Annotated in this window: 18 protein-coding genes; all 18 read right to left on the bottom strand. The window is 38.2% G+C overall.

Features of this window, described 5'->3' with window-relative positions:
* Positions 1 to 217 precede the first annotated feature (217 nt).
* The 18 genes from HMPREF0669_RS01125 to HMPREF0669_RS01045 all read right to left on the bottom strand — a co-directional run bounded on the left by HMPREF0669_RS01125 (position 218) and on the right by HMPREF0669_RS01045 (position 24,078).
* Entirely contained in the window at positions 218 to 1,285 is a 1,068-nt protein-coding gene (locus HMPREF0669_RS01125) for a bifunctional 3-deoxy-7-phosphoheptulonate synthase/chorismate mutase type II (protein WP_009228908.1), read from the bottom strand.
* 135 nt (positions 1,286 to 1,420) lie between these two features.
* The gene (hemG, locus tag HMPREF0669_RS01120; RefSeq protein ID WP_009228907.1) at positions 1,421 to 2,812 is read right to left on the bottom strand and encodes a protoporphyrinogen oxidase; all 1,392 of its coding nucleotides are present in this window, start codon (positions 2,810 to 2,812) and stop codon (positions 1,421 to 1,423) included.
* Positions 2,813 to 4,183, bottom strand: a complete 1,371-nt coding sequence (gene hemN / locus HMPREF0669_RS01115; protein ID WP_009228906.1) for an oxygen-independent coproporphyrinogen III oxidase — start codon at positions 4,181 to 4,183, stop codon at positions 2,813 to 2,815. It abuts the gene before it with no gap.
* Complete coding sequence (locus tag HMPREF0669_RS01110) at positions 4,164 to 5,411, bottom strand: MFS transporter (RefSeq protein ID WP_009228905.1); 1,248 nt, start codon at positions 5,409 to 5,411, stop codon at positions 4,164 to 4,166. The genes hemN and HMPREF0669_RS01110 overlap by 20 nt, the downstream gene beginning before the upstream one ends.
* Before the next feature lie 7 nt (positions 5,412 to 5,418).
* Positions 5,419 to 7,485, bottom strand: a complete 2,067-nt coding sequence (locus tag HMPREF0669_RS01105; protein WP_009228904.1) for a TonB-dependent receptor — start codon at positions 7,483 to 7,485, stop codon at positions 5,419 to 5,421.
* A 146-nt stretch (positions 7,486 to 7,631) separates the two neighbouring features.
* Positions 7,632 to 8,642 carry a hypothetical protein gene (locus HMPREF0669_RS01100; protein ID WP_020967907.1) on the bottom strand — a complete coding sequence of 337 codons (1,011 nt, stop codon included), beginning with the start codon at positions 8,640 to 8,642 and terminating at the stop codon, positions 7,632 to 7,634.
* Positions 8,629 to 10,476: a U32 family peptidase gene (locus HMPREF0669_RS01095; protein WP_009228902.1), complete on the bottom strand. Its 1,848-nt coding sequence runs from the start codon at positions 10,474 to 10,476 to the stop codon at positions 8,629 to 8,631. The genes HMPREF0669_RS01100 and HMPREF0669_RS01095 overlap by 14 nt, the downstream gene beginning before the upstream one ends.
* A gap of 578 nt (positions 10,477 to 11,054) precedes the next feature.
* Positions 11,055 to 13,094 (bottom strand): M13 family metallopeptidase, encoded by a 2,040-nt coding sequence (locus HMPREF0669_RS01090; RefSeq protein WP_009228901.1) that lies wholly within the window; start codon positions 13,092 to 13,094, stop codon positions 11,055 to 11,057.
* A gap of 121 nt (positions 13,095 to 13,215) precedes the next feature.
* Entirely contained in the window at positions 13,216 to 15,150 is a 1,935-nt protein-coding gene (locus HMPREF0669_RS01085) for an ABC-F family ATP-binding cassette domain-containing protein (protein ID WP_009228900.1), read from the bottom strand.
* A gap of 503 nt (positions 15,151 to 15,653) precedes the next feature.
* Positions 15,654 to 16,685: a hypothetical protein gene (locus HMPREF0669_RS01080; protein WP_009228899.1), complete on the bottom strand. Its 1,032-nt coding sequence runs from the start codon at positions 16,683 to 16,685 to the stop codon at positions 15,654 to 15,656.
* A 247-nt stretch (positions 16,686 to 16,932) separates the two neighbouring features.
* Positions 16,933 to 17,097, bottom strand: a complete 165-nt coding sequence (locus HMPREF0669_RS10545) for a transposase (RefSeq protein WP_369808429.1) — start codon at positions 17,095 to 17,097, stop codon at positions 16,933 to 16,935.
* A gap of 26 nt (positions 17,098 to 17,123) precedes the next feature.
* Entirely contained in the window at positions 17,124 to 17,399 is a 276-nt protein-coding gene (locus tag HMPREF0669_RS10540; protein ID WP_369808428.1) for a transposase, read from the bottom strand.
* 506 nt (positions 17,400 to 17,905) lie between these two features.
* Complete coding sequence (rplT, locus tag HMPREF0669_RS01070) at positions 17,906 to 18,250, bottom strand: 50S ribosomal protein L20 (RefSeq protein ID WP_009228897.1); 345 nt, start codon at positions 18,248 to 18,250, stop codon at positions 17,906 to 17,908.
* Between the two features lie 37 nt (positions 18,251 to 18,287).
* A complete protein-coding gene (gene rpmI / locus HMPREF0669_RS01065; RefSeq protein ID WP_009228896.1) occupies positions 18,288 to 18,485 on the bottom strand; it encodes a 50S ribosomal protein L35 in 198 nt (65 codons plus the stop codon).
* A gap of 80 nt (positions 18,486 to 18,565) precedes the next feature.
* The gene (gene infC, locus HMPREF0669_RS01060; RefSeq protein ID WP_020967904.1) at positions 18,566 to 19,258 is read right to left on the bottom strand and encodes a translation initiation factor IF-3; all 693 of its coding nucleotides are present in this window, start codon (positions 19,256 to 19,258) and stop codon (positions 18,566 to 18,568) included.
* A gap of 175 nt (positions 19,259 to 19,433) precedes the next feature.
* Complete coding sequence (gene thrS / locus HMPREF0669_RS01055) at positions 19,434 to 21,398, bottom strand: threonine--tRNA ligase (protein ID WP_009228894.1); 1,965 nt, start codon at positions 21,396 to 21,398, stop codon at positions 19,434 to 19,436.
* Positions 21,399 to 21,877: 479 nt separating this feature from the next.
* Positions 21,878 to 22,621, bottom strand: coding sequence for a M48 family metalloprotease (locus HMPREF0669_RS01050; protein ID WP_009228893.1), 744 nt, complete (start codon positions 22,619 to 22,621; stop codon positions 21,878 to 21,880).
* Between the two features lie 599 nt (positions 22,622 to 23,220).
* A complete protein-coding gene (locus HMPREF0669_RS01045) occupies positions 23,221 to 24,078 on the bottom strand; it encodes an enoyl-ACP reductase (protein ID WP_009228892.1) in 858 nt (285 codons plus the stop codon).
* Positions 24,079 to 24,225 lie beyond the last annotated feature (147 nt).

The raw sequence follows: 24,225 nt of genomic DNA, 5'->3' as shown, positions 1-24,225 counted from the left end.
TTTTGCATTTTTCTTACAACGCAAGATTGTATAATTATAGACTTATTAACAAGATATTATATTTTAATTGTAAATAAATCACAAAACAAAAGCATTGCTTTTTACTTGCAAAAGGAATGCTATTAACATGCAAAAGCATCGCTATTGAGATGCAATAGCAATGCTTTTACAAGACAACTCTATAATGTGCCTAAAATAAAGGGATTGAGGATAGGGTCTATAACATTTGCTGTTCGATACTTTCTTCGTGCACAGCTTCGAATATTTTGGTAACAAACTCATCGTTAAGCCCCATCGCTTTGCCTTGAGCACATCTGCTATCGAGCAGTTCTTTATATCGAAGTGTCTGTAAAACAGTCATCTTCTTCTCTTTCTTATACTTACCAATCTGCCTCGAAATGCCCATTCGTTCTGCCAATAGGTGCAACAATTGTTTATCGAGTTCGTCTATTTGGGTGCGCAATAAATGAATATCTTCAGTGATGTCGCAATTGTTTCGCAACACCAAACCATTGATAATATCTTGCAATTGGCAAGGGGTAACCTGCTGAGCAGCATCACTCCACGCCTCGGTTGGGTTGCAATGACTTTCAATCATCAATCCATCGAAACCTAAATCGAGGGCTTGTTGCGAAAGAGGTGCTATGAGATTGCGCTTTCCACCGATGTGACTTGGGTCGCAAATGATGGGCAATTGCGGTATTCTTCTACGCAACTCGATGGGAATTTGCCACATAGGCAGGTTGCGATAGGTTTGACTTTGATAGCTCGAAAAGCCTCTATGAACAGCTGCTAAATGCTTTATTCCTGCACGATTGAAACGCTCTAAAGCTCCAATCCATAGCTCTATGTCGGGATTTATAGGGTTTTTCACCAACAAACAAATATCTTTATTGCCTTCCAGTGCATCGGCTATGGCTTGCACTGCGAATGGATTAGTGGTGGTTCTTGCGCCAATCCACAATATATCGACCTCGTATTTCAAAGCCTGTTCCACATGTTCTGGGGTGGCAACTTCTACTGCTGTGAGCATGTCTGTTTGCCTTTTAGCTTCTAAAATCCAAGGAAGTGCTTTGCAACCATTACCCTCAAAGCCTCCAGGTTTGGTGCGGGGCTTCCACACTCCTGCACGAAACACACGGCAACCCATTTGTTTTAGCTCATGAGCAGTTTGCAAAACTTGTTCTAAAGTTTCTGCACTACATGGTCCAGCTATAAGAGTTGGGTGCTCTGTTTCATTAAAAAATGGTAATGGAAGTATATCTAATTCGGTGTTTTTACTCATTCTTCTATATAAATCTGTCTTTATTTTGCAAAAGTATTACTTTTCAATTATCTATCCAAACGAATGAATGCTTTTTTAAAAGCTATGCTATTGCAAGAGAAGAACGAAAAAAGGTGAACTTGAAAAAGTTCAAATTCACCCTAAAATACTTTGTGCAACCAACGTTCCTTGCTTAATTCTGTCAGCTACTCCGATACCATCTCGAAGGTTTCCAGCCACAATTAAGCCTTTATATCGTTGTTCAACAGCTTGCACAGCCTTTATTCTTTCTTCTGTATTTGCCCAATATTGAGGTATTGCTCGTTGATGTCTCGAAATCTTTATCGCCTCTATTTCAATGTCATTGGGCACTTTTAGCATACGATGAATAGCGTCTTTCACAAGCGAAACAATCTCTTCATCGCTTTTATTCACCATATCTTGATCTTTCATTCCACCCAAGAAAAACGACAACGTGGTGCTATTTTGGGGCGCACGGTTATCGAAACAAGCCGAAGTAAACAACACTCCGAGTAGCTTTTGCCGTTCAATAGTGGGCACTAAGCCTCCAAATGCATTCAATGTGCGGTTGTTTACATACTTAATTCCAACGCCCACCTGAACCACTGGCGCATAAGTTAAATTACTAAGTGCCTGCTTTTCTTTCTCAGTTACAAAGGGAAGGACTTGCGGAAGGGCGTAAGCTCCACAAGTTGTAATGACCTTATTAGCTCTAACCACACACTCATTGCCTTGCGAATTGGTATAGGTCACTGAATAAGAGCCATCCTCTTGGGGCGCAACACTAAGATTATTGGCTCCAAGAACAATATTTTTTTCACCAATATTCTTGGCTAAAGCCTTAATAATTTGCTCCATTCCGTGACTGGGAGAAAATACATCTTTAGTGGCAAGACGCTCTCTTTCAGTCTTTTTCTCTTTGGCTTTCTTGATCGCTCCACGTATAAAACTACCATAGTTTTGCTCTAATTGATAGAGCTTTGGTAAGGCATAGCGAGTGATGAGCTTTGTGGGATCGCCTGCATAGATGCCTGCAATGAATGGATCTACGGCGTAATTATAATACGATTTGCCCAGTCTTCTCTTCACCATGTCGGCTACTGACTCGTTAGGATCACTGCCTTTTGCTCTGAAAGGCTCTCCTAAGATACGCAACTTGTCGTAAGTTGTAAACAAGGGCGTTGTTATTGCAGTTGAAAGAGAGGTGGGAAGGACTGTAAAGCTGTCTTTTTTCCAAACCAATCTGCGTTTAGCCGAACTGCGAGCAATATCCACTTGGCAATCGGCTGCAATGCTATTGAACAGTTCTACCGCCTCTGGAGATGATAAAACACCTGTATTTGGTCCGCTTTCGAACAAGTAACCATCAACGTGAAAGGTATGAATTTGACCGCCAAAACGCTCTTCTTTCTCAAGCACCTCAACGTCTTTTCCTCCTTTTTTCAACCAATAAGCAGTGGTTAAGCCTGTTATGCCAGCCCCAATCACAACAATATCTTTCGTATATTCTTTTCGTTCTATGTTCATTTAAATAGGCTTTGAATATTGTTTGTTATTGTTTTTCATCAACGGATCGAGCAAAGCTACAACGTTTCTAACGAATGGTGAGCCACTTGTTGTCATGCTTATGCCCTGTTCTGTCATGGTTATTAAACCATCGTTCGCCATCTCTTGCAATTTAAGTACATCATAGTTTAGGGTGGCTTGTATGCTTTCTACCGATAAATTCAATTCTTTTGAAAGTTTATTCCACTCTATCTCGTTGTTACACATCATGGTTTCGATCACTTCTCGCACCACTTGTTCTTGCGAAGAGAGGATATATCCTCGTTCAATATCTAAATTGTTGTCATTTAATATCGAATCAATATACTTCGAAATATTGCGTCCATTTTGCGCATAAGCATTGCCTAGCTGACTGATTCCCGTTACTCCAAAGGCGTAAACCTGCCCAGTTGTGCGCAGAGTGCAATAACCTTGGAAGTTACGATGTAGCTGTTTAGAATCTAATGCTACACTTAGTTCGTCGTTAGGCTTTACAAAATGGTCCATACCAATACTTCTATAACCTGCTGAATGCAATACGTTAATAGCACGGTTCATCATATCTTGCTTTACATCTGCAGTGGGTAAGCCAAGCTTCTCGAGTATTAATTGACGCTTATGTACCCATGGAACGTGTCCATAACTAAAGGTTACGAGGCGGTCGGGCTGCATTTCTACTGCCATTTGCATTGTTTTTTCGAAGCTTTCAGGGGTTTGTAAGGGCAAACCAAACAAGAAATCCATATTGATTGTGGCTTGATGTGCTCTTAAAATAGAAAGTATTTCGGATACAGGAAGAAGCGAAGGGAGTCGGTTTACTGCCTTTAATACATCGTTATTGAAATCTTGTATGCCCAAACTATAACGTGTAAAGCCACATTCGCACAATGCATTCCAATCGCTTTCATTGAGATATCCTGGATGACACTCAATGGCTATCTCGGGTTTTTCGATGGTGGGCATCAACGATAACATGTGCTCATTTAACTCTTTAACATAGTGAATGGGCAGTGATGTGGGACTTCCTCCACCATAATGAATTTGAGATATGCGTCTATTGGCTTTGTCGATGTGAGCCGCAACGATATCTATTTCACGATGTAAAGCCTCTACATACTTATCTACTTGTTGTCCTTTTGCCATCGCATACGAGTTACATCCGCAATAATGGCATAGATGATTGCAATAAGGAATATGCAAATAAAAAGACACATGGTTTCTATTTGCATCGTTAGAAGCATCTACTGCCGAGAGATAGTCGGTGTCGTTGAGCTCTTTAAAGTAGTTTGCTGGCGGATAACTCGTGTATCTTGGAACGGGAATATTATATTTTTTAATTACTTGTTCGTTCATTATTGGTTTCCTTCTGCTTGAAAACTAAGAGAATATAAACAAGAGATGCTAGCGCAATTGCTATCTCAAAGGCAAAGAAAAGGCGGTAACCATAGTGCTGAGCAATGGCTCCTGAGACCACAGCCATCATCATTCCGCTAAGGTGTGTGATAACTGTTTGAATGGTAAAGTCGGTTCCTTCTCTACCAGGTCGTACCCTTTCCATCGACGAAACATACACTACTATGGTGCACATGCCGTAAGTTGCCCACAAAAGAGCAACACCAATGCAAACCCGAAGCGTTGTGATGGTGTCGGAAAGCATTAAGAAAAAGTAGAGGGTGGTGATGAGAATAACGCACGCAAAGGCGATTCTGGCTTTGAAAACTCCATATTTTCGCACAAAAAAGCCTGCTCCCCACGATGCAAAAAAGGCTACTCCAGTTCCTAATACACCACTAATCAAGCCTATTTCCTTCATATTATAGCCATGGTCTACAAGGAATGAGCGCAAAAGAGATAAGGTACCGAAGATTCCAGCATAGTATATTACAAGGAAAATGATTTGCTTCCAAATGCCTTTCTGGGTGAAAAACCAAAGAAAATCGACTTTCTTTGCCTTTGTTTCTTGGGCTTTCTCACTGATAGTAAGATTCTTATTGAAAAGCAATGGCAATAAGGCGATAAGCACAAAGATGGATAAAAAGGGTAAAACGGTTTGCCAACCATAGCGATGTAGAGCCATTAATAGCACTCCACCTCCTAGCAATGCTCCTCCAAAACTACCCATAGATTGCATGCTATTCACCATACTTTTATCGCTTTTCTTGAAAGTTAGCACTGCTAAAGCATCGGTAGCAACGTCTTGAGTGCCTGATGTTACAAGTGAAAGCACTACTAAAAAAATGATAAAATAAATATCGGTTGAAACGTGCAAGAAGCCTATTGTAAGTAAAAGTGCAGCATATATCAACTCAGAAACAATGATGGTGCGCTTATAATCGTTTACTGTTACACATCGTCTGTCGACCATTGGCGCCCAAAGAAACTTGATAATCCAAGGCAGTTTCACTAATTGTAAGAGTCCAATAGTGGTTAATGAGAAGTTATTCTCACGCATTAACACTTGTAATGCCGTTGAAAGAAAGCTCGAGGGAACGGCTTGTGCAATGTACAAACAAAAGAAAGTACAAAGCGTAAAGACGTTCCCTTGATGCCGATTGATATATTCTGTGTGGTTTGAATTCATCTATTCATTAGAATTTAACAAGCAAAGAAGTACCAAAATAAGCTGGTTTTCCAACTTGAGCATAGTCTGCAGACGACTTGAAACAATATACATTATAATGCGTATCGGTAATATTTTTACCCCAACATTCCCATGTAAATATTCCACTTGTTATGCTTATCTTAGCGTTTAGCAATGCATAAAAGTTCTGAGCAACCTCATTATCCTCTGCCCAATATATCTTTCCGAGTCCTGTTAAACCTGCAGTTAACACGATTTTGTCGATAAATGGGGTGCGAGAAGGATATAAAGTGTAACTTGCCGAGCATGACAATGTGTTGCGAGGAACCATTGGAAGCATATTACCCGAATAGTTTAATTTTGCCGATTTCTGATATTCTATGAACTTTGCATAGGTATATCCATACGAAATAGCAATGTTTAAGTTCTTCAAAGGCGAGCTATTCAAAGCCAATTCAAATCCTTTACTGCTCGAATGTCCTGCATTATGAATGACATTTCCAACGCCTGGAACAGTTTGATTCACTTGTTGTTTACGCCAGTCGATATAATAAAGTGACGCTTCTGCATAGAGTTTATCTTTCAATATATTCATTTTTCCGCCCAATTCGTAGTTCCAATTGTATTCAGGATCATAGCTTGTCTCTTCTTCTTTTTGGAAAGTTTGATTGAAACCACCTGCCTTATAGCCTCTAGTTACAGAGAAATAATAGGTATTATTATTGCGTTCGTCTTGATATTGCAAGGCAAATTTAGGCGTTATTTGATTAAAATGCAATGAACTATTAACGTTCTTCACCTCTTTACGTGCCCCATTTGTACTTAATTGGTAGGTCTCTCTCAAGTAATTAAGGGTCGAATGTTCATAATCCCAACGCAACCCTGCAATGAAACTAAAGCCCGAAAACAATTTAATTATTGATTGGTGATACAATGCAAGTGCATTAACTGGAATTCGATAGTTCGTTGGAAAGGCATTATCTTTAGTGATATATTGTGTTTCTACCGTATTATTGATATGCTGAGTCATTGCAAAAGCACCCCAAAGCCATTGGTATCGTGAGTTATTATTCGACTTTAAGATGAATTCTTGGCTCAACATGGTTTGCATTAAGCGGTTCTTTACAAAGTATGTATCGTTTGCTGTAAAGTCTTGGTCAATGCCTTGTCGATCTCGTATATATTGGAATGCTGTCTGACTACTAAAACTTACGTTCTCACCCGCATAGCGAATGTTGAGTCCTGAGGTTGAAAGTAGACGACGATAGCTGCTATATCGATTGTAATTAACAGCTTCAGTTTCACCAGTTAGACGGTTATATTTGCCATAAGGATATCCTCCTTGATTAGAATAGTCGAGCATTGAATTAACACGAAGAAACCATTTATTATTCAATAGCCACATCAACCCCACACGTCCATAAGCATCTTTCAACTGATCGGCATATTGATTGGTGAATATATTGCGATGAAAGCCATCGTTATAATGATATCCTCCTGCCACAGAATAGCCCACTTTAGAGCCTAACTTGTCATAGTGTGAGAACTGAAATAAAGCGTCATTATGACTACCATAACCCAATTTGAACTGTGTTCCTTGATATACTAAAGGAGAAATTGTACTGACATCGATAATTCCTCCTATAGCATTACGTCCATAAAGGGTACCTTGTGGACCACGAAATACCATTACAGAAGCCACATTAGACATGTCTACATCGAATGAAGAGTTCTCAAAATGAGGTATTCCATCAACATAAAAGCCTACAGCAGAGCCCTTTGTCTTAGCTCCAACACCACGAATATAAACTGGAGTGTTTTGCTTTGAGCCATATTCGGGCATGTAGAAGTTAGGAACAACAGCTGTTAACTCTGTAAGACTTTGTAATTCATGATGCTTGATAAAGCCACTATCAACAACTGAAACAGAATTAGTTGCGAGATTCTCTTTACTCTTTTTTAATTCAACGATAGTAACTTCGTTAAGTCCAACAGTCCTAAAAACAGTTGTATCCATTTCATTAGGGATGCCTGCCCCAATGAGATTTGCTAATAATAAAATGGAATTAAGCATATAATAATATTTTTGTTTATATAATATGGGTGCAAAATTACAAAAATACCATACTTTATAAAATCCTATTTTATGAGGATATTACTGATAATAAGTGATTTAACCCTCTAAAAAGATCCTATTTTATGAGGATGTTACACCCTGATTTACTCCTCATTTAATGCGCCGCAGTGCTTACAACGTTTATTTTTTTCGAGTGGCATACCGCAGTTTCCACACACAAACTTTATTCTTGGCATCTTGATATAGCGTTTTATTGCCCAATAAACATATAATATAAGAAGTGGATAACCTATGTAATACAAAGTAGAAACACTAAAGACGATATAGTTAACGGCACACACTGCTGCTAAACCGCATAGATACAACACTGCATCGCCTAAGGGTAAAAGGTGGCGAACATCGTCTATCGCTGCCAAACCAATTAATAATATTGCCCAAATAGATAGTAAGAAAAGGTTTAAAGGCAATGGAACTGAAAAAGGATTAAGCGTCGGGTGAAAGTAGAAATGATGCCAAATTTGAGGTGAAAAGAGCTGAATTGAGGCATAAAAGGTTGCCGATGTAGCCACTAAAAGCACTAACAAGGTGGGATAAATAGAATTAATATCCCGCAGATGCACGATAGGTAGACTGCCACTCAATAGCTTTCGCATGATATAATACACCGAGATGAGTACTATAATCACTAAGAATACCAAAAGATGGATATCTGAAAAGGTGGATATAAATAGCGATATAGGGTCGTCGGGCACTACATTTGGAAGAAGTTTGCTCTCGTGTATCCAGCCAAAAGTTTGCTGATCTCGAGCCACTTGCACCCATACTGAATCGATACTATCCACAGACATAATGCGAATATCTGCCACAACCAAATGATTATTCTTATATACCACCAGCGAATCTGACTGCAAATCCGACAATGTTTCTTCGGGTTGTTGTTTAGAAAGTACCAAAGAATCGGCTTTAACCACAAAGTTATAGTTCTGACTATAATGATGTACGGATTTAAAATGTGAGCTATCATTCTGCCCAACACTATCCAATAGGTTTTCATTGATATTCTTTGTGTTTTGATGATAGCACGAACTACAAAGCAACACCAATAAAAACAATAACAAAGATGCCTTATTTGATATTTTCTTAACTATTTGCATAGATGTTCATTTGACATTGTGAGCAATCGAATTGCAGTCTAAATTTGCGTCCATCGGATAGCTTCAAATACAATGGCTCTTTCCATTTAGGAGCCACCCCACCATGAACCACACAGTGACCTAACGAATATCGAATGCAATGTTTGCACTGCATCAATAACGATTGGGGCACATTTTTGTCACCTTTCACCTCAAATGCCTCTTCAGGATCTTTCAAACCCTGTTCTTTATAGAAGGTTGTTGCCAAGCTGTTGGCAATGTTATAGGTGTAAGGGAATGCCTTATATTCTTTTTGCCATTGCAGATTTACACTGCAACCACTTACTTTTGCTTTTTGTCTTAATCGTCTATTGTCGTGTGGTTTGAATTGTTCTAGAGCCTCACGACGCATATCTGCGAGCAAACTAGATGGAACAAAAAGACTTTGCGCTTCGTGTTCTATATCGATTTTGCCTGCTTCGAAGATGGTATTACCTAGTTTCGACAATTGTTTTACAATGTTGTCATACTGGTTTTGTCGTGCCGCTTCGTGCTGAAAGTCACGCTCCACTCTCGCAGTGTCATAGCCTTCCGCCTGCAAGGTGAGTGCAAACCCACCTGAAGTGGTGGCAAACTGCATTGAAAGAGCAATCTTACGCACTGCTGTGGGCTTTGACAATACCTTTTCAAATGCCTCGTCGTTGTTTCTAAAGAGATAAACTCCCGACTTTAAATCACGTGGCATTTTAAATGGAAAGAGCTTATTTCCCTCTACTCTATTCACCCTAAAGCCCTCTAACTTGTTGTCGTTGTTCATAAAACACAAGCCATCTCCATTGGCAAACGATGCTACTCCTGCCACCACAAAATAGTTATTGCGCACGTCTTTCACCTTTCCCACTGGCTCACCAATGGCTTTGGGGGTGTCGAACGAAGCGATTTTGTTGTCTCGTTGATGCAAGAAATAGGTGGTAAAACCTCGATTAAAGGTTTTATTGAGATTGGGGTCGAAGCTGTGTTTCACTACTCCTAGCGATGCACGGCAATACTTTTCGGGGTGAGCCGCAATCACTTTATCTAACTTTTTGCGATAAGCTGAAACAACATTCTTAACGTATGACACGTCTTTTAGTCGTCCTTCTATCTTGAACGATGTTGCTCCTGCATCGGCAAGTTGTTCTAATTCGTTGATACGACACATGTCTTTAAGCGACAAAAGGTGTCGTTGATGTTCTATTTCTCTATCGTCTGAGTCTACAAGATCAAAGCTCATACGACAGAATTGAGCACATTCTCCTCTGTTTGCACTGCGTCCAAAGCTATGCTGAGATACATAACACACACCTGAATAGCTCACACAAAGGGCTCCATGCACAAATACTTCTAGCTCAACATCAGGCTCTTGTTTGTGAATGGCTTTGATGGCGTCGAGCGAAAGTTCACGAGCTAGCACCACACGAGCAAAACCTAAGGATTTAAGCCACGACACTTTGTCTGCCGTTCTGTTATCGGTTTGAGTGGAAGCATGTAGCTCTATGGGCGGAATATCCATTTTTAACACGCCCATATCTTGTACAATTAGAGCGTCGACACCTGCATTATAAAGCTGTGTGATGAGCTTTTGGCAATAATCTATCTCGTGTTCGTAAACAATAACATTAAGGGTTACATACACTTTCACACCGAACTGCTTAGCATATTGGCACAATTGGGCAATGTCTTCTACTGAGTTTCCTGCTGCCGAACGTGCTCCTAGCTGCTCTGCACCTATGTAAATGGCATCTGCACCATGCTCTATGGCGGCAATACCTGTTTCTAAATTCTTTGCAGGGGCAAGCAATTCTAGTGGTCGCATATCAATGTTTTTGTCTTAATTTGTTATTTGTTTTGTGCTAAAAGAAAACGAGTTGGACTCTGCAATACGTTTGTGAGCTCAAGAAAAGGTTTCTTTTCTTTGTTTTTCTACGTCTAAATAGTGACCTTCTAATGTGCAAACTTACGAAAAAAAACTGACATTTTTCGATTTGCGACGCTAATGTTACTTAACAACAACATTTTACATCGTTTCTAAAAGCTATGCTTTTCACCTGTAATAACATTGACTTTGATTACTAATTGCAATGCTTTTACCGGGCAATATCATTGCTTTTACAAGGTAAAAACAATAAGCATTCTTTTAGCTTCGATTGCTCTTGATTTTCAAAAGGATAAAAGCGAGATGGTAGATGGAACAATATAAGATTGAAGGAAGTGGGTAAATGAGTTTTATTTACCAGAAGAATAGAGATAGCTTGACGAACTTTCAACCTCTCATTAGGCACTTTTCCCCTCCTTCCTAAGCAGAGATTATGATATAAAAAAGCAGAAGTTCTTCGCCAGCCACATAGCCAGTGAAGAACTTCTTGTATTGTTTTAGCTAAAATTAGGGGTGATTTACCACAATTTCAAGCGTTTACTTTCAGGCAAGAAAAGCGCATCTCCGTCTTTTACTCCAAAGGCTTTATACCAAGCATTGATGTGAGGAAGAGCACCATTAACACGCCATTGACCAAGAGAGTGAGGGTCGCTCTTTGTTCTACTGCGTATTTCTTTCTCTGTAATGTTACCTGCCCACACACCAGAATAAGCAACGAAGAAACGTTGTTCGGGTGTTAAACCATCGATAACAGGTAGATTTTCTTTCTTATTTACATTTTCGAAAGCAGCGAAAGCCACTTCAAGACCACCATGATCGGCAAGGTTTTCGCCAAGAGTGAAACGTCCGTTAGCATTCAAGTCGGGCAACACTTTGATATTAGAGAAGAAGTTTGCGTAATCGGTTGCACGTGCATCGAAGTTCTTTGCATCGTCTGCTGTCCACCAATCGCTCATGTTTCCATTCTTATCATAGTGTCTTCCTTGATCATCAAAGCCGTGAGTCATCTCATGACCAATCACTACTCCGATCGCACCATAGTTGAAAGCGTCGTCTGCTTTGGGGTCAAAGAAAGGTCTTTGAAGGATACCTGCAGGGAAACAGATCTCGTTTGTGGTTGGGTTATAATATGCATTTACAGTTTGAGGAGTCATCAACCACTCGTCTTTATCAACAGGTTTGCCTGCCTTTTCTTCAATTGTTTTGTTGTTCCAGTAGAGCACACATTGCATTACATTATCGTAATATGACGATGATGGCTTGATGGTTAATCCCGACATGTCTTTCCATTTTTTAGGATAACCAATCTTTACATAGAACGAATTCAATTTGTCTAGAGCCGCTTCTTTAGTCTTTGCGGTCATCCAGTCTTGTTCTTTAATACGTTCAGCCAATGCAATTTGTAGGTTCTTCACCAACTCTTCCATACGAGTTTTAGACGAAGCGGGGAAGAAACGCTCGCAATAGATACGTCCAAGTGCCTCTCCCATCACCGCTTCTACTTGTGAAGTAGAACGCTTCCACAATGGGAAATTTTCTTTTTTTCCACGCATTGTCTTGCCAAAGAAGTCGAAATGCTCTGCTTCTACTGCACTACTCAAATAACCTGTTGAGCTATTGATAACACTCCACTGCATATATGCTTTGCGATCTGCTAGGTTCCATGTTGTAACCAACTTGTTTAAGCCAGCGAAGAAGGCTGGTTGTCCGACAACAAGAGTTTGGAAATAAGCCGATTTAATACCCTCTGCATTGAGCAAAGCCTCAACAGGTAGGTTTGGATATTTAGCCTTAAACTGAGCAAAAGTCATCTTGTTGTAGTTCGCTTCCACATCTCTTAGCTCAGTACTACTCTTTGAAAACTTTGCAAGAGCAGTTTCAAAACGAAGTACAGCCTCGCCTTTTGCCTTTGCTTGAGCAGCATTAAAGCCGAAGAGTTGGAACATTTTAACAATATGTTTCTTATAAGCTTCACGAATATCTACTGTTGCTTTGTCTTTATCTAGATAGTATTCCTTTTGTCCAAGGGTAAGTCCTCCTTGATAAAGATAAAGTATGTTCATCGAAGCATTGCGCTCATCGGCATTGAAACTTGCGTCAAAAGGCACGCCAAATGAAAACGCTGCATATTGCATTTGTAGCTTTATGAACTCGGGAACGCTCTTCAATGCGTCGATTTTCTTTAACAATGGAGTTACAGGAGCAACACCTTCTTTATCTCTGCGTGTTGAGTCCATCGCCAATTTGTAGAAGTCGCTCAACTTTCTTTCAATACTTCCTTCTGCATAAGTGTTCTTAAGCAGGTCACTCAAGATATCATTTATGCGCTTATTGTTATCTTCTTGAAGTTGATCGAAGCTACCATAACGAGAATAAGCAGCAGGTAATGGATGCTTTTTTTGCCATCCACCAGTTGCATATTGATAAAAATCGGTTGCAGGATTTGCAGTTAAATCCATGTTAGTGAGGTCGATTCCAGATTCTAACTGCGTTTGTGCCATACCGACAACAGATGATGAAGCTATCATCATAGCTGCAATTAATCTTTTTGTTTTCATACTTTTCTAATTTAATGAACCTGCCTTTGCGGGGCAATGTCGTATTGTTTTGTTTTTATTTTTCGGAATATTGAATAAGGAGTAAGCATATTTCTGCGAATGAGATACCCGCTCTTTCTGCCTAATCGATATTGATTTGCTCTTTTTCTTCAGACAATTCGAGCCATTTTTCGTTGGCTTTTTCGAGTTGGGCAGTGATGTTTGTATATTCGTTTATCAAGCCCATGTCCGACGCATGTTCGGGTTTTAAGAGGATTTCTTCAAGCTCTTTCACCCGTGTTTCGTATTGTTCTATATCTTTTTCGGTTTCTTTTATCGCCTTTTCGATTCGGCTTAACTGCTTTTGTAGTTCCTTTCTTTCTGCGTAATTTAGCTTATTCTCGGTCTTTTCTACAGGCTCTGGCTCGGGTACAGACACGTTTTTACTGAGTTCTAGCGTTGCAAGTGAATCAATTTTCTTCGATTGTAAGAAGTCGTAAATACCACCTAAATGCTCTCTCACCTTTCCTTCTCCAAACTCATAAACCTTCTCTACTAATCCATCGAGGAACTCTCTATCGTGCGAAACGATGATGGCAGTGCCATCGAACGCCTTTATTGCCTCTTTAAGGACTTCTTTAGAAACGAGGTCGAGGTGGTTAGTTGGCTCGTCGAGTATCAACAAATTGACAGGTTCGAGCAAGAGTTTTATCATTGCCAAACGTGTTCTTTCGCCCCCACTTAGCACCTTTACTTTCTTATCTGACGCCTCTCCGCCAAACATAAAGGCACCAAGAATGTCGTTAATACGCAAACGAATGTCGCCTTTAGCTACATTGTCGATGGTTTCGAATACCGACAACGACTCGTCTAACAGCTGTGCTTGGTTCTGAGCAAAATAACCTATCTGAACGTTATGACCCACTTTCAGTTCACCATCGAATGGTATTTCGTTCATAATACACTTCACCAACGTAGATTTTCCCTCTCCATTCTTACCCACGAAAGCTACTTTTTCACCTCGTTTAATGGTGAGATTGACGTTACTAAAGACGGTGTGTGCGCCATAATTCTTTTGCACTTCGTCGCAAATAACGGGGTAATCGCCACTGCGAAGGCATGGGGGGAACTTTAAACGAAGGGCAGATGTGTCTACCTCGTCTATCTCAATAGGTACGATTTTTTCGAGTTGTTTGATGCGACTCTGCACCTGTACTGCCTTTGTTGCTTTGTAGCGGAACTTCTCGATGAAGTCTTTTATGTCGGCAATCTCTTTCTGTTGGTTCTCATAAGCTCGCAACTGCTGCGCTCTGCGCTCTGCTCTTAGAACGAGATATTCGTCGTATTTCACCTTATAGTCTACCGTTCTTCCGCACGAAATTTCAAGAGTTCGATTGGTTACGTTATTGATAAACGCTCTATCGTGACTCACTAAAACGAGTGCTTTGGCTGATTGCACGAGGAATTGCTCGAGCCATTGGATACTTTCTATATCGAGGTGGTTGGTGGGTTCGTCGAGTAATAAGACGTCGGGGCGTTGCAATAAGATCTTTGCAAGCTCGATTCTCATACGCCAACCGCCACTAAATTCAGAGGTGGGACGCTCGAAATCGGTTTTATTAAAGCCCAATCCAAGAAGGGTTCGTTCTAATTCAGCTTCGTAATTGTCGGCTCCGAGTAACATAAAACGATCGTGTTCGTGAGAGAATTTCTCTACTAACTCCATATAACTCTCACTATCGTAGTCGGTTCTTTCTGCCAACTCACGCTCCATTTTGGCAACTCGCTCTTTCTGTTTCAACACATCTGCAAAGGCTTTGCGTGTTTCTTCTCGAAGAGTTGTGTCGTCGGTAAGATGCATAACCTGTGGAAGATAGCCAATGGTTGTGTCGTTTGGCACGGCAACAACGCCTGCATCGGGTTTCTGAAGACCGCAAAGTATCTTCAACATTGTTGACTTTCCTGCTCCATTCTTTCCCACTAATGCTATTCGGTCTTTGTCATTCACAACGAAACTCACATCTTGAAACAATGGCTTTGCGCTAAACTCAACCTTTAACCCTTCTACAGATATCATTCTTTTATTTACTATTTACATGTTATTGAAAGTGCATACAAAGTTAGAAAGAAACATCCTAATCACAAAACAATAAGGCAAATAGATTGCAATTTGTAAGACTTCAAGGATTAGATATTTATTTTTTTAAGAATTGATGATGAACTTTATTTTCATAGGGTGATGTGAGGGCAGTGCAAAAGCTATGTTTTTGCTAGGTAAAAGCTATGAAATTGAAGGGTAAAAGCAATGAGATTGTAAGCCAAAAGCACTGCTTTTTATGTATAAGAAAATAAGGGTTTAAAATGGTAAGCCCATGGAACTTATTTAAAGAACTGCTTAGAAGAATTTGAAGAGGAGGGAGAGAGTTCTTACAAAAGGGTTACTAACCTAAAAATTGTATAAGATTCAATTTCTTTTGTTTATTTATTTGTCTTTTAATATCCTTTCTAAAAATCATATCTATTATAACGTGAGTTCTACGAATTCACGTTATAATAAACTGTAAGATCTACTCTTAAACCCTATCTATTTCTATTTCCATATACATCATTTAATATATATCTTCCGACACGTTGGCGGAAATGTCCTGCATCGTAAAAGTTTTCTATTTTATTAAGTTCTTTATGAACATTTAATTCGTAAGAAAACACATTCTCTTTACCTAATGTTTGTTGCAAAATGGCAAAGTCTTTATCATTCATATAATCTTGATTAAAGCCTGGCACTAATATAAATTTAAAATTAGTATGATGCTTATCTACTATCCGTTTTAATGCTTTTAGCATTTCTATTTGTGGCTTCTTTAATATAGCAGGTAACATCTTAGGCGTTCTGTTTTTGCAAGCTATGAAATTATCTTTATGCGTTTCGTAGAAAGCTTGAAATCCTTTTTCTTCAATAAATCTATCTACCCTTCCTGCATCTTCAGCATCATTGGTGTATTTTATTAAGCATTTTACTCCATTGTTGATTGGGTCTCTTCCAGATTTTCCATACTCTCCAGTAAAGAGAAACTTGATGTAAGGATAGTAAATATTAAATTTTAAGAAACTTTTTATATATGTTAGTTGAAAATCAAACTTGCTCATAGCACATATCTCAGGAGAGATGGCATGCATAATGCCCACTCGTGGGTTTGTAAAAGCTAATAAACGAGGTTCTGTTATGATAAGCACGTTCTTTATTTTTTGCCCTTTCATGGTATCTAAAGCTTTCATCTTAGCATAAGTTTCGTATAATCCTTCTTCGAAACTTGCTATTCTTATAGGTGTTCCTTGAATGTGTTTACTCCATTCTTTACAGAGAAAAGCGGCTGTAGAAGACGAACCCAGAATATAAGAATCGTAATGTTTCTGAGGATTATATTTAAGGAATTTATGCCACATAATATATCCAACATGTTGTTGTTTAAGCACAGGATGGTCGTAATCTTCATACTCTCGCAAAACCATATTGGGATCCTTTACGAAATAAATAGTAAGTAGGAAGATAAAAGGAATTGCTAATAATGATGTTCTAGCTATGACCTTAGTGAGCGATGTATATCTTTTCATTAAAATTGTACGTATATATGCACCTTTGTACTTGTATAGGAAAGTTCAGATAGAAGTAAAGTAAGCTATGTTTCTTTATACTTCTTTAATATAGGGTATTCTTTTTCCCATCTGGCTACAAAAGTAATAAATTGTTAATATCCTGACAAAGATTTCAACAATTTATTTTCCAAAGTAAATAACTCATAGAGTTCTTCTGACATCTGTGGCTTGTCTTTATAAGAGGCACAATTTAGTATTTGTAGCTTCACATGAGCAACGCAAAACTGATGTGAAACTTGACGTTCTCTATTCCTTGAAGTACATCCGATACCACTAAATCTATTTGAGTTACTACTCTTTCTTTTAATGCCTCAAGCGCTTCGTTCCAGCATATAGCCCCTTCAGTGGAGTGGTTTAGAACGTTTAACACCTCCCTACTTCCATCTTCTCCCCCCTCTAAAAGGGTATTATAAGCTTCTTTAAAACGTGTTTATCTCTGCGAATTGCAATGAAAGTAGCATCAATATAAATGGCTAAATAATGAGAAGAAAGTCTACAATTAAGCCATTGCTCAACATCTTCACGGTAATTGGTGCCCAAATAAGACACTTGTTGTTTACTATAAGTCCGTCCACAAATTACATCAGATATGTCACCTATCTGTTCTGTAGGGAGACCTTTGGTATAAAGTAGATAGAATAACTTTGCACGCTCTTTGCTTTCGCTACGCATAAAACCTAAAAGAACAGAATAGAAATTGCCGCTACGACTACGGGGAATATGAAGAGAAAACTCAAAGTCATGACTACATCAACGGCAAGAACGAAAGACACTACATTGTTCATATGCATGTTCTCTAACAAATAATTTACGTTCATGATTCATTAAAGAATTCATAATTAAAGCCTGAAGAGTTACAAAACCCTCACTACTATTTGTGTAATCAGAAATAATCTCCGACATTTGTGAATGTGTTAGTTCCATTTTTGTTATTTTCTTTTTACTTATACAAATATAAGAAAATATGGCGTAATGGACTTACACTCTTTCTTTTTAGTACACTACCGAGGTGTAGTACTAAACACCAACAGAAATGTTGTGTGAGACTTATTCCTAGTTCAGGTAAATACCTTTTAAGAGGCACTACTTATATAACACAAACAAAAAAGACACCTCATAAAATGAAGTGTCTTTTATTATTTTATCGCTAACAATGTAACTTGAAAGCGTCAGTGTCTTTACTTAACTTTATCAACAATTGCTTTGAAAGCTTCTGGATTGTTAACCGCTAAGTCAGCAAGAACTTTACGATTGATTTCGATTCCAGCTTTGTGTAAAGCACCCATTAGAGTTGAATAAGTCATATTCTCTAAACGAGCAGCAGCGTTGATACGTTGTATCCACAATGAACGGAAGTTACGTTTCTTATTTCTACGGTCACGATAAGCATAAGTTAAACCTTTTTCCCAGGTATTCTTTGCTACTGTCCAAACATTCTTTCTTGCACCAAAATAACCTTTAGTAAGCTTTAAGATTCTAGTTCTTCTTGCTTTAGATGCAACATGATTTACTGATCTTGGCATAGTTTTCTTTCTTTAAATGTGATTACTAAAAAGTTAATTAACGAAGACGTAACAAGTCTTTAACTTGCTTTATGTCTGAACTATCTACTACTGTTTGATGTGTAAGATTTCTCTTTTGCTTCTTAGTCTTCTTTGTTAAGATGTGACGATGATAAGCACGACGTCTTTTAATCTTACCTGTTCCGGTGAACTTAAATCTCTTTTTAGCTCCCGAGTTAGTTTTAACTTTTGGCATTTTTTTATTATTTAATGAATTAATATATTACAGTGGCAACGCATATACCGGGCGTTACGCACCTAGTTTTATAAAATTTCTTATTCAGATTCTTCGCTTGCAAGTTTCTTTAGAGCGCTGTCTCCGCCTTTTGCATTAGCGAATAAGCCTCCATTTGCAGCAATTTCATTTTCTTTTTGCTCTTTAGCAGCAGCACTTGCTTCAGCCTCTCGACGTTCACGATCCATTTTTTGTTGGCTCTTTTTCACCACTCCTGCTTTCTTTGGAGTGAGGTATAAAAACATCTTTTTGCCATCTAACTTTGGTAATTGTTCTACCTTTGCATATTCTTCGAGGTCGTTTGCAAAGCGAAGTAGCAACACTTCTCCTTGTTCTTTGAATAAGATTGAACGTCCACGGAAGAACACATAAGCACGAACTTTATTGCCTCCGTTAAGAAATTCCTTAGCATGTTTAAGCTTAAATTGATAATCGTGCTCATCGGTTTGAGGTCCGAAGCGAATTTCTTTGATATCAACTTTAGCTTGTTTTTGCTTCATTTCCTTTTGATGTTTCTTCTGTTGATAAAGAAACTTTGAATAGTCTATGATTCGACAAACTGGCGGTTGAGCATTAGGAGATATCTCAACAAGATCAACTCCTTGCTGTCTTGCAAGTTCTAACGCTTGACGTGTAGGCATAACTTCAGCTCCACCGTCGCTTACAATACGTACTTCCCTAGCGCGAATTTGCTCATTCACGCGGTACTGATTGGTCATTTTGTCATTCTTCATTCAACTATTTTATAATGAGCGAGTGCAAAGTTAACTCTTTTATTCTTATTGTCCAAATTTTTATATAGATATTATCATAAGAAACATAGATATCTCTTTGAGAATGAGTTCTTAGTAACTCTCCCTCTCTTATATTATATATAAGGTAGAAATATGTATGTTTCTTAATGTATTTTTAATCTTGTGGGTGAATATTTGTTGCCTCTAACATTTCAGCAACTTCGCCATTTACTCTGTCTACAAATTCTTGTTGAGTCATAGTAGCTTGCTCTCCACCACCTTGCTTACGCATTGAAACAAGACCTTCTGCCGATTCTTTTTCTCCAACAATCACCATGTAAGGAACTCGTTTCAACTCGTTATCACGAATCTTTCTACCGATCTTCTCATTTCTATCGTCGATTGTTGCACGCACTCCGTTATTATCAAAGAATCTAGCAACCTCACGAGCATAGTCGTTATACTTCTCAGATATAGGCAAGATTGCCACTTGATCTGGTGTTAACCATAATGGGAAGTGACCTGCTGTGTGCTCTATTAATACTGCAGTGAAACGCTCTAACGATCCAAAAGGAGCACGGTGAATCATCACAGGAGTCTTCTTTTGATTATCTTCGTCGGTATATTCTAGCTTGAAACGTTGTGGAAGATTGTAATCTACTTGAATTGTACCCAACTGCCAACGACGTCCAATAGCGTCTTTAATCATAAAGTCGAGTTTAGGACCATAGAAAGCAGCTTCTCCGAGCTCTGATTTTGCAGTCAAGCCCTTTTCTTTACAAGCATCAATAATAGCTTGTTCTGCTTCATGCCAAGCCTCATCACTTCCAATATACTTCTCTTTATTGTTAGGATCACGTAGAGAAATTTGTGCTTCAAAGTTCTTAAAGTCGAATATTTTAAGCACTGCTTGAATAATATCCATAACTCTTAAGAACTCGTTCTTCACTTGTTCTGGACGACAGAAGATGTGAGCATCGTCTTGAGTAAATGCTCTTACACGTGTTAAACCATGCAACTCACCACTCTTTTCATAACGATACACGTTTCCAAACTCAGATATTCTCAAAGGAAGATCTTTGTAAGAACGTGGTTTCCATGCGAATACTTCACAATGATGAGGGCAGTTCATTGGCTTAAGCATATATTCTTCGCCTTCTTCTGGAGTTGTGATTGGACGGAAAGCATCCTTACTATAATGTGCATAGTGTCCTGATGTTACATACAAGTTCTTTCCTCCTAATACAGGACACATCACCTCTTGATATCCAAAACGTTTTTGAATCTTACGCAACATGTCTTGAAGTCTCAAACGAAGTTCGGTTCCTTTAGGCAACCAAATAGGCATACCCTTACCCACTCTGTCTGAGAACATAAAGAGTTCCATCTCTTTTCCAATCTTTCTATGGTCTCTTTTCTTAGCTTCTTCAATCATTAAAAGATATTCATCAAGCATCTTTTTCTTTGGGAAAGTGATACCATAAATACGTGTCATTTGGTCTTTTTCAGCATCACCACGCCAGAAAGCACCTGCAACACTTGTTAGTTTGATGGCTTTAATTGCTCCTGTCGACATAAGGTGTGGACCTCTACACAAGTCGGTAAACGCACCTTGAGTGTATGTAGAGATTGTTCCATCCTCTAAATCTAGGTCGATGTGTTCACATTTATATTCCTGTCCATCAGCAGAGAACTCTTTTAATGCATCTGCCTTAGATATGTCTTTACGCACGATAGGTTCGTTTTTCTTAGCCAATTCACGCATTTTTTCTTCGATTTTTGGAAAGTCGTTTTCGCTAATAGAAACGCCATCTTTTGTCATTACGTCATAGAAGAAACCGTTTTCAATAGCAGGACCGAATCCGAATTGAATACCAGGATAAAGCTCTTGCAATGCTTCTGCCAACAAGTGCGCCGATGAGTGCCAGAATGTTTTCTTACCTTCAGGGTCATCAAACTTATAAAGCGCAATAGTAGCATCGCTGTTTATAGGCATATTTAATTCGGTCGTTTCGCCGTTAACCCCGCAAGATACAACGTCACGAGCGAGAGCTGGCGATATACTCTCTGCGATTTGAAGACCAGTTACACCTGCTTCGTATTCACGAACAGAGCCATCTGGGAATGTAATTTTAACCATAACAAATTAGTTTTTATTTTTATCACGCACAAAATTAGTATTTTATTTTGAGAGTGCATTATTTTATTATACATTTATTATATCTACACAAGAAATATAATAACAACGTCTATTGCTTTAATCCTTTATTATTTTATTTTCATGACTCTTCTCTTCATAAAGTGTCAATACCAATATTTTATCAAAGTAAAATACATTAAGGCTAAATCTTGAACGTCTTCAGTTTAAAGGAAAAGCAAGTTTTTGCATTTATTTCAAAAGAGCAATTAAGTTATTAAGACTTGATATCGCTAAATCTTTTAGTTTTATTGAAGTCTATTTTCTTTCCTTTCGCTCTAATTACTTTTTGAAAAACTTCTACAATTCTTATATTAGGTAAAACGATCCAAAATATTATTTTATAGCGAAGAATGAGGTTTAGTTTGAATTCTTCAATAGTATTACAATATACCACAGATCTTCGACCTCTTTTTTCAAAATTATTTTTTATTATTATAATACTTCATCACGGATGGAAGTAGTTTTTGTATATCTGCAATACGTTTAGCATCAGAAGGGTGACTACTCAAAAATGCAGGTGTACTACTATTATTTGATGCTGCCATACGCTTCCAGAAGTCTATTGCCACTTGTGGGTTATATCCTGCCATAGCTGCAAAAACGAGTCCCATATAATCTGCTTCGCTTTCATTTTTACGAGAATAATGAAGAGAAGACAATTTACTTCCTAACCCAAATCCTAATTGCGCAATATTAGAAACGCCCGATGTTGTTCCAACTGCACCTAGAACTGTTCCTAATATCTTAGCTCCATATTGTTGTTTGATCTGTATACTCATTCTTTCCATTGCATGTTTAGCCACTGCATGAGCTATCTCGTGACCTAAAACCACAGCTAATCCAGCTTCTGTTTGAGTTAATGGCAATATTCCTTCATTCACAACAATCTTTCCTCCAGGCATACAGAAGGCATTAGCACTTTTCTCTTGCACTAAATTAAATTCCCAAATATAGTTTTTCACTTCACTCCCCATACCATTAGCATTTAGATAAGAAGTTACAGCATCTGCCAAACGTCGACCCACTTTTTTAACCATTTCAGTATTAGTCACATTTGTTGAACGCTTAGCTGAAGACATATATTCTTTATATTGCTGATTGCTAAGCGATAAAATTTGTTGTTCCGATACCAATAGACTTTGTTTTCTTCCAGTAATAGGCACTCTATTTGTTGTTCCACAAGATGTAATTAATACTACTAATAATAGAGCATAAAAGAATTTAGATATTTCATTGTTGCTTTTTATTTATAATGTTTATTGGTTACAAAGATAGCAAGATCTTTTCACAATTCATTTTTATAATATTGATTAACCCTTCATACTTGAGGGAAAGAGACACAACTGATATGTATACTCTATTCATTGAAATGTATCAGATAGCATCCTATCAAATTTTGTCACCCCCTCGCCTTTTCATTTGTATAAGCCATTATCTTCAGTGAACTCCTTTTATAAGGTGACTCACAACACCAATTCTCTTTCATACAACTTTTAATACTTCCTTCTATCACGAGTTGAAATAAAAGCATCGTCAATATAAACTTTTAATTAATAAGAAGAAAGCGTATGATTGAAACATTGTTCTACATCTTCACGACAAGTATTGCTCACAAATTCATCAAACTTATGTCAAAGAAAAACGAGTTATATTTTTAACAGCTTATTTACCAAATAAAAGAAACCCCACTAATGTATATCCATAGTGGAGTTTCTTATTATTCTATTGCTACCATCCAATAGCCATAAAAAAGAAGAGTTGATTATCCATAAATCACTTTTCCGTTTTCGTCTTCAAATGGAGTTAAGTCTTTGCTATATTGATTCATTGCACGTAAGCTCATACCCATGTTAGAGAATCCACCATCATGGAAGAGTGTTTGCATAGTAACTTTACGTGTTAAGTCGCTAAATAGAGTTACACAATAGTCTGCACAATCGTCAGCAGATGCGTTTCCTAATGGCGACATCTTATCTGCAAAGTCCATCATATCATCAATATCCTTAATACCTTTACCTGCTGTTGTTGGAGTTGGCGATTGAGAAATGGTATTAATACGAACATTTTTCTCACGACCATATATATAACCAAAGCTTCTTCCAATGCTTTCTAACAAACTTTTAGCATCTGCCATGTCGTTATAACCAAAGAATGTACGATGAGAAGCTACGTAAGTTAATGCAACAACTGAACCATATTCTGCAATTGCATCAAGTTTTTTAGCTGCTTGTAGCATTTTATGAAATGAGATTGCAGAGATATCAAGTGTTTTGTTGAGCCAATTATAATCTAAATCGTCATAAGTTCTACGTTTACGAACGTTAGGACTCATACCAATAGAGTGTAAAACAAAGTCGATTTTACCTCCCAATAGTTCTTGTGCTTTGGTAAATACGTTTTCTAGATCTTCATAGTTGGTTGCATCAGCAGCAATTACAGGGGCATTAAGTTTCTTAGCAAGCTCGTCTACTTCACCCATTCTAAGTGCCATTTCTGTATTACTTAGTGCTATAGTTGCTCCTTCTTCTACGCATCTTTCTGCTACTTTCCATGCTATTGACATATCGTTCAATGCACCGAAAATAATTCCACGTTTACCTTTTAATAAATTGTATGCCATATTTTTGTATGATAAATAATGGCACAAAAGTACTACTTTTATTGCTCACTTGCAAGAAAAATGTGCTTAAACGATAAAACATGCTTTTATTATCATTGTTATTGCCCTTCAAAAGCAATGCAATTGAAGGCTAAAAGCAATGAGTTT

The organism is Prevotella sp. oral taxon 299 str. F0039, from assembly GCF_000163055.2.
Taxonomy (GTDB): Bacteria; Bacteroidota; Bacteroidia; order Bacteroidales; family Bacteroidaceae; genus Prevotella.
Note: the sequence above shows the minus strand (reverse complement) of the source record. Positions and strands in the feature narration are given on the sequence as shown.